Origin of the sequence: Pseudoalteromonas rubra, assembly GCF_005887095.1 — a bacterium.
Lineage (GTDB): Bacteria > Pseudomonadota > Gammaproteobacteria > Enterobacterales > Alteromonadaceae > Pseudoalteromonas > Pseudoalteromonas rubra_E.
This window is the reverse complement of sequence record NZ_PNCI01000008.1, coordinates 246,075-257,899: the sequence shown is the minus strand read 5'-3', so window position 1 is coordinate 257,899 and position 11,825 is coordinate 246,075. Positions and strand designations below refer to the sequence as shown.

Below are 11,825 nucleotides of genomic sequence, written 5' to 3'. Positions count from 1 at the left end.
GCGCTAAGATAGCATAGCCCGCCTGTGGTTTTGAATTATTCTGCTGCCCGTCTACACTCAGATCATCACAGTGACGTGATGATGAGCAATTTGCTCCCCTGTTCAGCAAATTGACTTGGTTAACAAGGAGGAATTATGCAACTGATGGCAATACCGAAAGCACAGCGACCAAGAGAGCGTTTATTAAAGTGTGGCGCGGGATCACTGAGTGATGCCGAATTGCTGGCTATTTTTCTACGCACGGGTGTGGCTGGCATGAATGCGATAGAGCTGGCTCAGTCTTTAATCGAACAAAGTGGCTCGTTACACAATCTGATGAATGTCACCCTGGGCGAGTTCTGCGAATATAAAGGGGTCGGCGAAGCCAAATATGTTCAGTTACAAGCCGTGCTTGAGCTGAGTAGACGTTATTTGTTGGAAGAAGTGGTTCGTGATGCGCAGTTTGGTTCGCCTCAGGCCGTCAGTGACTACCTAAAAATTCAGCTCAAAGGGCTGCATCATGAAGTCTTTATGGCGCTGTTTTTAGATAATCAGAATCGCCTGATCCGCGATGAAATTTTATTTTCAGGGACCATCAATGCCGCCAGTGTCTACCCCAGAGAAGTGGTCAAAGCTGCGCTCAAATATAATGCGGCGGCTCTGATCTTTGCCCATAATCACCCATCAGGTGTTGCTGAACCCAGTGAAGCTGACAGGTTGATCACCAATAAGCTGCAGCGCGCGCTGGCTCTGGTGGATATTCAGGTACTGGATCACATGATAGTGGCAGGCAGTTGTTGCCTCTCATTTGCACAAAGAGGGCTGATATAGCGCCCGATTATGCGCTATTTGATTGGTTTTACCCCGCTTTCCTAGCATAAATTAAAAATAGTTTAATTTAAATGCAGTTTTTACTTTCCTAAGCGGCCATGGATCATTATAATTGGCCGCTATCAAATTTACCCATGAGCTGATTAGGATATCATCAGATCCTTGAACTCTGCCTGTAAATACTGTATAAAGAGCGCCCTTTGATTTTACCCAGGGCAAACAGTTTGAAGGCCTAAGGGGAAATTAAGCTCGAGCGAAGTTATTGGAGATATATAGACATGTCTAAAGTCTGTCAAGTTACAGGTAAGCGCCCGGTTGTTGGTAACAACCGTTCACACGCGCGCAACGCAACTAAGCGTCGTTTCCTACCTAACCTGCAAACACACCGTTTCTGGGTTGAAAGCGAAAAGCGCTTTGTTACTCTACGCACTACTACTAAAGGTATGCGTATCATCGATAAAAAAGGCATCGACGCGGTATTAACTGATATCCGTGCTCGCGGCGAAAAAGTATAAGGAGCTTAAATCATGCGTGATAAGATCCGTCTAGTTTCTACTGCTGGTACTGGTTATTTCTACACTACCGACAAGAACAAGCGTAACATGCCTGAAAAAATGGAGATCAAAAAGTACGATCCTAAAGTACGTAAGCACGTGATCTTCAAAGAAGCGAAAATCAAGTAATTCGCTTTCAGATTCGAAAAACCCGGCTCCGGCCGGGTTTTTTATTGCCTGTTTTCTGCCATGCTACTTTCTTATCATACCTACCTGTTTGTTAATTAAGGCTTTTAGCCTAGAACTCCCACCGCTTTGAGACCTACCTGTTTAGTTGGACAGTTATTGCCTGTCGGGCAATCCCTTAGGCTATCTCCGATCGAATTCAAAAAGGAGATGGTAATGAAATATACACTGAAAAATCGGGAAAAAGGGGAGATCCAAATAGTCGAGGCGAATGCTGCACTGGGCTTGGATGCGCTGACACGAGAAGATGTACTGGAATTGGTGAAAGCACATGGAGCGGTTTTATTCCGTGGTTTTGACACCAATCTGGACGCCTTCTCAGCCCTGGTTTCCCGCGCCAGCGATAAAGTGACACTGGACCCTGCACGTAAGCATTTTTCTGATAATGCACAGCTGGTCGATGCCGGTACCGATCCGGTCGGACTGCACTTAGAAAATGGTAACGCGCCAAACCTGCCGGATCTCGCCTGGTTTTACTGTAAAAAAGCGGCGAAACGAGGCTCTCAGACAACCTATTGCGATGGCTATAGCGTGCTGGATGACCTGGATCCTGCCTGCAACCAAGACTTTACCACGCGACAAATCAAGTATGCGCGTCACTTACCTGAAGCACTATGGAAAAAGTACACGCTCAATGAAGTGGATGGCCTGGAGCGTATCGAGCAAGTGACCTTTGAGCACTTGCAACAACTGGCTGCACACAATCCGGGCCAGACTTTTACCTTACTTGAAGATGGTGTGGTGTACTCAGAGCTGGTTGTGCCTGCAATCCGCCAGTCTAAGTTCAGTCAGGTTAAAGGGTTTGCCAACAGTTTGCTGGGTCCTTCCTATAACTACGAACCACCTAAGATCACCTTTGGGGATGATCAGAAAATTGATGAAGCTGTCTGGCAGCACATTAATGAGGTCACCGAAGCCCATACCAAAAACATTGACTGGCAGGATCATGATGTCGTGGTACTCGATAACACCCGGGTGATGCACGGTCGCCGCGAAATCATCGACACCGATCGCGAGTTATTCAACGCGCTCAGTTATGTGGCATAGGAGTGAACATGAAACAGGCTAAATTAACCGAGATCGTCGGACAATTTCTTCAAAATACAGAGGCGCAGCAGGTTGTCGTCAAGCAGTCTGGCAGTGCACAACAGCTGACAATGCAGGATTTTCGTCATGCACTGGCACAGCTCAATACCAGACTAACCGCACAAGTGGCTGACATCGATCAGCACCTTGTTGCGATAGCCATAGATCCGAGTGCGAACTGGATTTTGCTGGACACCCACTGCATTGTGAGCAAAACAATCAGTGTTCCAATTCCAACTGAGTTCAGTGACGAGCAAATTGCGCATTTGCTTGAGCCGGTTGGCTACTGTTTTGTGGATGATTTTCAGGTGGCAAAACGGATCATGGCCGCAGCCCCTCAGGTTGGTGTGATCTTTTCAGATGGCACTCTAATCAAAGCCACTGAAAAAGCGCCTAATGCAGAGTTACTAACCCAGCTGCAACAGCAGGACGTGATTAAAATCATTCATACCTCGGGCACAACGTCAGCGCCAAAAGGCGTGTTGATCCGTGATGCCGGGCTGGGTGGTCTGATAGAGACGCTGGCACAGGTTTATCAACACCTGGGCCCCTGGCATTACTATTCTATGGTGCCATTTTCGCTGCTGATTGAGCAGGTACTGGCCATTTATCTGCCCTTTAGCAGCGGTGGTTCCTGCACTTTACTGCCGAGCGGGATCCGACCTTTCAGTACCCAAAGCGGTATGGCGGGTGAATATCTGGAAAGTGTCCGTTATGCCAACTGCAATGTCCTTTACCTGCCTCCTAAGCTACTTGAGGAGACTCTCAGCATTTTACAGCGTGGCGAAATGAGTGTTGCGGATATCTTCGGCTCTAATCAGGTACACGTTGTTACTGGCGGGGCAAAAGTGTCGGCACAACTGCTGATTGACCTGCAAGCGTATGGACTGGAGGTTGATGAAGGCTACGGGCTGAGCGAAAACTCATCGGTGGTGGCGATTAATACTGGTGCCGGAAAAAAACTGGGCAGTGTTGGCAAGCTATTGCCCGGGCTTGAAGCGCGGATTGAAGAAGGCGAGCTGCTGATCAAGAGTCCCAGCCTGTGTGCCGGCTACCTTAATCGCGATATCAGTGCATGCGAGTTCAATGACGAGGGTTTTTTGCATACCGGTGATTTGGCTCACTTTGATGAACAGGGTTACCTCTATATTGAAGGTCGGATCAAGAATGTCATCATTTTGTCCAGTGGCCGTAATGTCAGCCCGGAGTGGGTCGAGGCGACCTACAAAGAGCTGGATGATGTGGCTGATGTGGTGGTGTTCGGTGAAGCACAGGAAAGCATTTCAGGTGTGGTGTTTACTAACCAAGAAATGGACGAAGTACAGATCCAGGCGGCGCTGGCACAGGTGGCCTCGAGATTGCCGACCTATTGTCAGATCCAGCAAGTGCGAGTGCAACATCTGAGTGAATCACTCAGACGCCGCTACTTTACCGTAACCGGGCGCCCGATGCGGGACAAGATAGCCCAGGATTTCTTTGCTGATATCGCAGCATAAAGGAGCAAATGATGACAGTAAAAACAACCAGCCGGACGCTGCAAAGCGCCTCTGGCGCCACTTTGACATTTGATGACGGCAGCACAGCAATTGATTTGCGCAGTGGTGGTTTTGGCCATGGGCAGCGCGAGATTGTCGCGGCGGTTAAGGCCCAGGTCGAGGCCATGCCATTATCAAACCGAGTGATGATCACCCCAGTGTTGGCAAGTCTGGTGGATAAAATTGCACAGCTGATGCCAGGCGAGCTGTCTGTCAGCTATATCTGTAACTCTGGAGAAGAGTCTTTTGATGGGGCACTGAAGCTGGCCCGGGGTGCAAACCCGGATCGCGATCAGGTGGTGGTGGTATCCGGGAGCCATTTAGGTTGTCTGAGCTATGGCCAGTATTTCTCACAATCAGGTGTGTCTTTGGATTATCTGCCATTGCGTCCTGTCTTTGTCGAAGCCAATGACAGTAAGGCGTTAGCCAGTGCTATTACCGCGCAAACGCTTGCTGTGGTTTATGAACCTGTATTGACGCAACAGCAGCTGTTGCCGCTGAGCGAAGAATTCCTGATGACCATGCGCACCCTGTCCAAGAGTACAGGTGCCACCATGATTGCCTATGAAGTGAATACGGGCATGGGTCGTTGTGGTCGCAATTTTGCGACTGAACTGACTTCAGTGGTCCCTGATGTGATGGTTATTGGTGGTGCCCTGAACGCAGGGTGTGTGCCAGTGGGGGGATATGTCACACACAAGGCACTGAATGACTTGGTTTACGGCAAGCAAAACCCATCGTTGCACGGTAGCACCACTGGCGGGAACCCGGCCAGTTGTGTAGCAGCATTACAGGCACTAATTGCGCTGGAGTCTCAGGGGGTTGCGAACAGGCAAACTCAGATAGGTGCGCAACTGGTGAGCAGCATAGACGGACAAGCAAGCTGTAAGCAGGCAGGGAGCCTGGTGTATGTCACGCTGAAAAACGCTGCACAAGCGGATGCCATGAAGCTGGCATTAGCTGAAGCCGGATTACTGGTTGCCACACGGGGGCATGAACTGCATCTGACTCCGCCTTTGATGATCAGTGACAGTGAACTAGCAGAGGCCTGCGCCACATTAAGTAAAATCATCAAGCAAGTTAACGTCAAGGAGGCAGCATAATGGATCTGCAACAAACAGTAGAGACTTTAGATCAACACTGGAACCCGACAGCTGCAAGCCTGTACCGAGTGAGCCGCCGTACTATGGAACAAACTGCGCACAATACAGTGATCCGCGACCATCTTGGCAATGAATTCCTCGACTTTGCCTGTAGTTACGGTGTATTCATCGTCGGTCATACTCAGCCTGAGATCCAGGCTGCGGTGACGGCACAGCTGGAGCAAGTGTCAATTGGTGCTGTTGGAGTGGAAGATCAGCAAACACAGCGTTTGTCACAGCGCCTCGCAGAGATGCTGCCGGGCGACCTGAATCGCAGCTACTACTGTAATTCGGGTGCCGAGGCCAGTGAATTGTCTATGCGTGCGGTGATCACCGCTCACCCGAGCAGCGACCGGATCGTGGTAGCCCGTAACAGTTATCATGGCAAAACTTTGGGGGCGCTCAATATTCTCGGTCAGCGTGGTCATCGATTGCCATTTGGTAAGCTGGCAGACAACGTCGTGTATGTGGATTTTGGTGACATTGCACAAATGCGTGAAGCCATCGCAGGCGGGGCAGCAGCCGTTTTCATTGAACCCATACTGGGTGGGCCTTACCTGCAGGTGCCTCAGCTGGGTTATCTGAAACAAGTGGAAAGCCTGTGCCGGGAGTATGGCACTTACCTGGTTGCTGATGAGATCCAGACCGCGTTTGGCCGTTGCGGCAAAATGTTCGGGATTGACTATGATCAGGTGGAGCCGGATATCGTGATCCTGTCTAAAGGTCTGACTGGTGGACATGCGGCGATTGCCGTTGCGGTTTTCTCCGAGCGCCTGGACAGGCGACTGCGCAATGACATCCAAGTGGATGAGGCTTTCTTCGCGACTGCCGGGGGCCACCCCTATAGCAGCAGCGCCGCTCTGGCAGCACTGGATTTTATCGAGCAGAAGCAATTGGTGTCACGTGCGCAAAAGCAAGGTGAATATCTGCTTAGCGAGATGCGCCGGGTGGCAGCTAAATATCCAGACCTGGTATTAGACGTGCCCGGGGTTGGCCTGATGACCGGGTTAAAGTGTGCCAGTCCGGCGGTTGAAACGGCGATTACTATGATGATGGGACGCCACAACATTCATTTGGGTCACTCTATGAATGAAAAGGCAACGCATCCGGTACTGAGATTTTATCCGCCACTGACTGTGTCTCATGATGAGGTCACGCGTTGTATCACAGCGTTGGAAGGGGTGCTTGCGACCTTAGGTAAGCGTCCAAAGCTATTTCTGAAGCTGATGAATGCGCTGATCAAACGTCAGTTCACTATGCCCAGAAAGTGGTTATATAAAATTACCGGTGTCAAAGCGGCGTAACCGAAAAATAAAAAGACTGGCGCGAGGCCAGTCTTTTGGGCTTGGGACCACATTGGAGATGGAAGTTCACCCGCGATGACGCGGATGCACCCAATTAGTTGATCGGATAGTTAGGGAATGGATTTTGGTAACTGATATCCGGGCGTTGCTCAGTGAAAATGGAGCGCACTTTTAGCAAATCAATCTTCCACTCACCCGGCTTAGTGGCAATTACGCCTAAGGTGTTATTGCTGACGAACAGCTGCGGCCCCAGCAGTGGTTCAAACGGCAGCTCAACATCCGTGGACTGCACAATTTCCTGATGAACCAACACATTAAAGTTTAACTCCATTCTGCCAGTGCCCGGTCGGTTACCTTCTTCATAATGGCTGATATAGAAAGAAGTCGGTGAAAAAGACGCATTCTGTCTCAGTTGTGCCAGACCTTCTGTTGCGATCTGTATGGTGGAATCAATCCCGGTGGACAGACTACCATTGAGATCCAGTTCAATCGCCGGGCTGACAATGTCATTAAAGCAGGCTTTGACTTCATCAACCCGTACATAATCCTCCTTAAAGTTAGACGCTTCCGGAATGCACAGGAAAAAACGTCGCACTATCTGGCTGCCCTCAAAATATGCATGTTGTTTATTGAGGCTGCGTAAAAAGGTTTTGTTTCTGAGAATTCGCTTAATGTTAAATGGTGGCGCATCTTGCGCTTGCTGGTAAGCCATTTCATTGTCCTGCCAGTCATCATCCTGCGCCATAGCGCTGGTTGTGCCAAAAGTCAGTGCGGTGGTTGCTACCAGAGTCAGAAATTTATTCATTGTCTTTGTTCCTTAGTGTGGAAGTTGAGTTCGTTATTGTTGGTTGTCAACGTGGTGTTGACTTGCTTACCAGTCTGACCCGGAACTTTATTTCAGACCATTTCAGGATATTTCTTTGCTTATCGCTTCATTTCACGGTGTACCTGAAACAGCGTGTTGGGTTGTGAAATATATTTCATGGCGATTGTTGATTTTAATGGGAAACACCAAAGCGGCAGACAGCAACAACAATATTGCCGCGGGCTTAATAAACCAACATCAACGGAGATAATCATGAAAACAGTTAAGCAAACCCAAGTACTGGTCGGGAATAAATTCACTAACTTTGCACAAAACCCGGGCGTTACTACTTATGAACAAGCACGCACTATGCTGGAAACCAATGATGAACAGCTCTCGACCACCCAGTTTGTATTAGGTCAGGGAATTTGTGCAGATGCTTACCAGGCACTACTTAATTTGGCGGAGGAAAAAGGCATGGCAGCAGCCTTTGCAACTCCTTCCTTTAATAAGCTGAATAAACAGGAAACCCATAAACATCAAAAACGCAACGGTATGTTAGGGGAACCGCAACAAATTGAAGACAATGTATACCGTCTGCCTATTTATATCGACGATGCCTGCGATGAAATGGGTGACCATGTCACCGGGCACCATATTCAGGGCATGGTGCTGACAGAATCTGCACGTCAGGCGTTTTTGGCCATTACCGAACGCTATTTCCTGGCCGATGCTGAAAAAAGTTACTTCGTGATTAACTCGCTGGATAGTGAATATCTGAGCTTTGCATTTCCACTGCCGCTGGAGCTGGAATATCGCATTTTGAGCTTCACCGACAAAGGGCGCGGCACTTTGTGCTTCGATGTAGAGATGACCTTATCGCAGAACGGCCAGGATTGTGCTCGTGTGAAGACCAAGTTCAGTACCTACCCTGAGAAATTCCTGTCTCGCAAAGAAGGCAGCATGGCCAAGCAGGCGGTGGAGCACCTGCAAACGGCATTGGCTGAGCAAGGAGCCGTCTGTGATGTGGCAGCCTAATGTCATCGCGCAGAGACCCTGCGCGTTCTTTGACGTCGATAACACGCTTATCGACCTGAAAAGTATGTTTTCATTCGCCGACTTTTTACAGGACAACGCGCTTTTGGTTCCGGCTGAACGGTTCGGAGCCTGGCGCGAACGCCTTACGGGCTTATTTTCAGCGCAGCGTCCACGCAGTGAAATCAATCGCTTTTACTACACCTTATTTGAGGGGGTTGAAGTCAGTGCGTTTGCTGAGGCGGCGCAGCTGTGGTTTACCACTTTGCCCGAGCCAGATGCTTACACTAAGCCGGCTCCGCTGGCTGCACTGAAGGCATTACAGCAAGCTGGATATAACATCATTTTGGTTTCCGGATCCGGGTATCACCTGCTGGCACCTTTTGCGGCAGTGTGGCAGGTCAGTGATGTGTTGTGCGCGCCTCAACAGCAAAAAAATGGACGCTATACAGGCGAGCTGGATGACCTGCCGAGCATAGGTCAGGGGAAGGCACATTTTATTGCGCAGTTTTTACGTCAGCACCAGATCTCTGCCGAAAACTGTCTGGCTTTTGGTGATGACCTCAGTGACTTTCCTATGTTAGGTGCTGTTAATAAAGGGTTTCTGGTAGATCCGCCAGCGCCAACCCTGGTCGCGAATCGGGACGCCGGGTATGAAGTATTCACCACAGTTTCTGATCAGAACTGTACGTTCAGGCAGTACGTCTGCCTCTAATTTTAATCAACAATAAACGCAACTGGATAACTACAGCAGGATAACCAGAAATAAGTGCCCCGTCGCGGGGAGGCTGTTTCTGGCATCCAGGTAATGTAATTGAACACAATTTAACTTAACTAAAATGGAAGAGAATTATGTCTAAACGACTAGCAAACAAACTGGTATCTCCAATTGGCTTGGGCTGCATGGGAATGAGTGAGTTCTACGGTGAGCGCAATGATGCGCAATCTCTGGAAACGCTGCACGCTGCACTGGATATGGGTTATAACCATTTCGATACAGCGGATATGTATGGTCAGGGTCACAACGAATCATTGCTGGGCCAGTTTGTCAGTGACATTGGTAGTAAGCGTGATGATATCGTCTTTGCCTCAAAATTTGGTATTCGCCGCGATCCAAACGACAAATACAACCTGATCATTGATAACAGCAAAGAATATGTCAAAGCAGCGTGCGAGGCGTCACTGAAGCGTATGAACCTCGAAGCGCTGGACATTTATTATATGCACCGTCGTGACCCGAATGTGCCTATCGAAGAGCCTATGGAAGCGCTGGCTGAGCTGGTTAAAGAGGGTAAGATCAAGGCCATCGGTCTGTCTGAAGTCTCTGCCGATACGCTGCGTCGTGCCAACCAGGTACACCAGGTTGAAGCACTGCAGAGCGAGTATTCACTGTGGAGCCGTGATATTGAAACTGAGATCCTGCCGGCCTGTATTGATTTGGGTGTGCAGTTTATCGCTTACAGCCCGCTGGGGCGCGGTTTCTTAACCGGGCAGATCAGCAAAGAGCAAATCGAGCAGGCAGACGTGGCTTCAGATTTCCGCGCCAAACTCCCTCGTTTCCAGAAAGAAAATATCGACACTAACCTGGCGCTGGTTAATAAAGTGGAAGAGATCAGTCGCGAGCTGGGCTGCTCAACAGGCCAGGTTGCACTGGCGTGGCTACTGAGCCGTCATGAAAACGTCCATGTTATCCCAGGCACCAAACGCGTGAAATATCTGCGCGACAATTTCGCGGCACAGAACGTCACCCTGTCTGACTCGATCATTACGTCTCTGGATGAGTTGTTCTCTCGCGACAATGTTGCGGGTGAGCGCTACCCGGAAGCGATTCTGGCAGGCACTAACCTGTAATTCTAAGTTCCGGCACCCAGGTTTGGGTGCCCCTCAACAAAAGAGTATGTGTAATGGTTAAGCAAGTCTTAATTGTAGGGGCCGGACCAACAGGCATGGTGCTGGCGCTACAACTCAAACGTTTAGGCGTTGATGCAACCGTGATTGATTCACGTGTGGCTGCGGGGTCCGGTTCTAAAGCGCTGAGCGTGAACCCGGCTTCGTTAGATATTCTGGATGATTTGGGCGTGACGGAGCAATTGCTTGCACGTGGCAAACAAAACCAGAGTGTAAACTTAATTTATGAAGGCCAGCGTTTGTTTAAGCTGGACTTTAAACAACTGAACAGTCGCTTTGCGTACTTTTTGATGCTGCCACAACCAGATACCGAAGCAGCATTGCAGGCGCGTATGGCCGAAATGGGCTGTGAGGTGGAACGTGGCACGGCACTGGTCGACTTGCAGCAGCAGGGTGATCAGGTACAGGTGACGCTGTCCCGTGATGGCCAGATATATAAAGAGACCTATGATTATGTGGTTGGCTGTGACGGCGCACGCAGTCGCACCCGGGAATTACTGAAATTACCGTTCAGTGGGTACGATTATGATATGCATTTTGTTCTGGCGGATGTGAAGGTGCGCTGGAACCGTGACACCACTCAGAGCTACTACATGGTCAGCGAAAAGGGGTTCTTTATTTTGCTGCCACTGACCGAGGGTTACCACCGAGTTGTTATCAAGGTTTCCGGGGCGTTTGACCCTAAACAGACCATTGATTTTGACCTGATCCAGGCCCATTTGCAGCGTCTTGATCCGGATCTGGAGATTTTCGAACCCAGCTGGATTTCATCGGCCCCCTTTTACAATCGCGAAACCAGCCAGTTCAGACGCGGCAACGTGTTTATCTGCGGTGATGCCTGTCACTTATTTAGCCCAATCGGTGGCTTTGGTATGAATACCGGGATTGGTGATGCGTATAATCTGGCCTGGAAACTGGCTCAGGTAGCTAAAGGCGAAGCGCCTGACGTGCTGCTAGATAGCTATGACACAGAGCGCCGCCAGAACGCCAAATCGTTACTGCGCCTGACTGATAAAAATACCTCGTTAATCGCGCGCCTTGACCGGCACTCGGCAGATGATGAAGCGCTATTTACGCCCAAGCAGAAAAATCGCCCTTTTATCCGTCAATTTGTCCAGGCAGCGGCAGGTTACCAGCTTGATTACGCTGCAGCTGAGTCAGCCAAGGGGGTAGGCCGTATTTATTTACCCCTAGATCTGCAAGGCTATCGGCATCAGGGCACGGGATACACCTTGTTCGTCAGTGATGCAGCATGTGCGGAGCGTTTGGCTCAACAAGTGGCGTATTCAGCCGATCAGGCCCGGATCCAGATATGTCAACGAGAAACGGTGGCACATCAATTTGATCCTGAGGCCGAGTGTGTGCTGGTCCGGCCCGATAAAATCATTGCCTTCAGTGGCAATGAAATACAGTGCCGCGGTTTTCTTAACGACACACTGTTACTGGCTGAGAGTGCCTGA

General features: G+C 49.7%; 12 protein-coding genes. 11 read left to right on the top strand and 1 reads right to left on the bottom strand.

Annotated features, from left to right (window positions below; genetic code table 11):
- Nucleotides 1–135 precede the first annotated feature (135 nt).
- From radC to CWB99_RS04465, 7 genes are all read left to right on the top strand, one after another.
- On the top strand, nt 136–810 hold the full coding sequence (gene radC / locus CWB99_RS04495; protein ID WP_138545263.1) for a RadC family protein: 675 nt from the start codon (nt 136–138) through the stop codon (nt 808–810).
- Nucleotides 811–1,088: 278 nt separating this feature from the next.
- Nucleotides 1,089–1,325, top strand: a complete 237-nt coding sequence (gene rpmB, locus CWB99_RS04490; RefSeq protein ID WP_010383680.1) for a 50S ribosomal protein L28 — start codon at nt 1,089–1,091, stop codon at nt 1,323–1,325.
- Nucleotides 1,326–1,337: 12 nt separating this feature from the next.
- Entirely contained in the window at nt 1,338–1,493 is a 156-nt protein-coding gene (gene rpmG / locus CWB99_RS04485; RefSeq protein ID WP_005493124.1) for a 50S ribosomal protein L33, read from the top strand.
- A gap of 213 nt (nt 1,494–1,706) precedes the next feature.
- Entirely contained in the window at nt 1,707–2,597 is an 891-nt protein-coding gene (locus tag CWB99_RS04480) for a TauD/TfdA family dioxygenase (protein ID WP_171045259.1), read from the top strand.
- An 8-nt stretch (nt 2,598–2,605) separates the two neighbouring features.
- Nucleotides 2,606–4,132, top strand: coding sequence for an AMP-binding protein (locus CWB99_RS04475; RefSeq protein WP_138550786.1), 1,527 nt, complete (start codon nt 2,606–2,608; stop codon nt 4,130–4,132).
- A gap of 11 nt (nt 4,133–4,143) precedes the next feature.
- Nucleotides 4,144–5,274 carry an aminotransferase class III-fold pyridoxal phosphate-dependent enzyme gene (locus CWB99_RS04470; RefSeq protein WP_171045258.1) on the top strand — a complete coding sequence of 377 codons (1,131 nt, stop codon included), beginning with the start codon at nt 4,144–4,146 and terminating at the stop codon, nt 5,272–5,274.
- The gene (locus CWB99_RS04465; protein WP_138550784.1) at nt 5,274–6,617 is read left to right on the top strand and encodes an aspartate aminotransferase family protein; all 1,344 of its coding nucleotides are present in this window, start codon (nt 5,274–5,276) and stop codon (nt 6,615–6,617) included. Before CWB99_RS04470 ends, CWB99_RS04465 begins: the two co-directional genes overlap by 1 nt.
- 94 nt (nt 6,618–6,711) lie before the next feature.
- On the opposite strand, the gene CWB99_RS04460 is transcribed toward CWB99_RS04465, so the two are convergent.
- Nucleotides 6,712–7,422, bottom strand: coding sequence for a hypothetical protein (locus CWB99_RS04460; RefSeq protein ID WP_138550783.1), 711 nt, complete (start codon nt 7,420–7,422; stop codon nt 6,712–6,714).
- Between the two features lie 273 nt (nt 7,423–7,695).
- Here CWB99_RS04460 and CWB99_RS04455 point away from each other — a divergent pair, with 273 nt between their 5' ends.
- From CWB99_RS04455 to CWB99_RS04440, 4 genes are all read left to right on the top strand, one after another.
- Nucleotides 7,696–8,460, top strand: coding sequence for an AfsA-related hotdog domain-containing protein (locus tag CWB99_RS04455; RefSeq protein WP_171045257.1), 765 nt, complete (start codon nt 7,696–7,698; stop codon nt 8,458–8,460).
- The gene (locus CWB99_RS04450; protein WP_249331713.1) at nt 8,447–9,172 is read left to right on the top strand and encodes an HAD family hydrolase; all 726 of its coding nucleotides are present in this window, start codon (nt 8,447–8,449) and stop codon (nt 9,170–9,172) included. Before CWB99_RS04455 ends, CWB99_RS04450 begins: the two co-directional genes overlap by 14 nt.
- Nucleotides 9,173–9,309: 137 nt before the next feature.
- Nucleotides 9,310–10,308, top strand: a complete 999-nt coding sequence (locus CWB99_RS04445) for an aldo/keto reductase (RefSeq protein ID WP_054014836.1) — start codon at nt 9,310–9,312, stop codon at nt 10,306–10,308.
- Nucleotides 10,309–10,361: 53 nt separating this feature from the next.
- Nucleotides 10,362–11,825 (top strand): FAD-dependent oxidoreductase, encoded by a 1,464-nt coding sequence (locus CWB99_RS04440; RefSeq protein WP_138550780.1) that lies wholly within the window; start codon nt 10,362–10,364, stop codon nt 11,823–11,825.

Excerpts from the sequence above, each read along its gene's own strand:
- radC (WP_138545263.1), top strand. The coding sequence starts at position 136 with ATGCAACTGATGGCAATACCGAAAGCACAGCGACCAAGAGAGCGTTTA.
- rpmB (WP_010383680.1), top strand. The coding sequence starts at position 1,089 with ATGTCTAAAGTCTGTCAAGTTACAGGTAAGCGCCCGGTTGTTGGTAAC.
- rpmG (WP_005493124.1), top strand. The coding sequence starts at position 1,338 with ATGCGTGATAAGATCCGTCTAGTTTCTACTGCTGGTACTGGTTATTTC.
- CWB99_RS04480 (WP_171045259.1), top strand. The coding sequence starts at position 1,707 with ATGAAATATACACTGAAAAATCGGGAAAAAGGGGAGATCCAAATAGTC.
- CWB99_RS04475 (WP_138550786.1), top strand. The coding sequence starts at position 2,606 with ATGAAACAGGCTAAATTAACCGAGATCGTCGGACAATTTCTTCAAAAT.
- CWB99_RS04470 (WP_171045258.1), top strand. The coding sequence starts at position 4,144 with ATGACAGTAAAAACAACCAGCCGGACGCTGCAAAGCGCCTCTGGCGCC.
- CWB99_RS04465 (WP_138550784.1), top strand. The coding sequence starts at position 5,274 with ATGGATCTGCAACAAACAGTAGAGACTTTAGATCAACACTGGAACCCG.
- CWB99_RS04460 (WP_138550783.1), bottom strand. The coding sequence starts at position 7,422 with ATGAATAAATTTCTGACTCTGGTAGCAACCACCGCACTGACTTTTGGC.
- CWB99_RS04455 (WP_171045257.1), top strand. The coding sequence starts at position 7,696 with ATGAAAACAGTTAAGCAAACCCAAGTACTGGTCGGGAATAAATTCACT.
- CWB99_RS04450 (WP_249331713.1), top strand. The coding sequence starts at position 8,447 with ATGTGGCAGCCTAATGTCATCGCGCAGAGACCCTGCGCGTTCTTTGAC.
- CWB99_RS04445 (WP_054014836.1), top strand. The coding sequence starts at position 9,310 with ATGTCTAAACGACTAGCAAACAAACTGGTATCTCCAATTGGCTTGGGC.
- CWB99_RS04440 (WP_138550780.1), top strand. The coding sequence starts at position 10,362 with ATGGTTAAGCAAGTCTTAATTGTAGGGGCCGGACCAACAGGCATGGTG.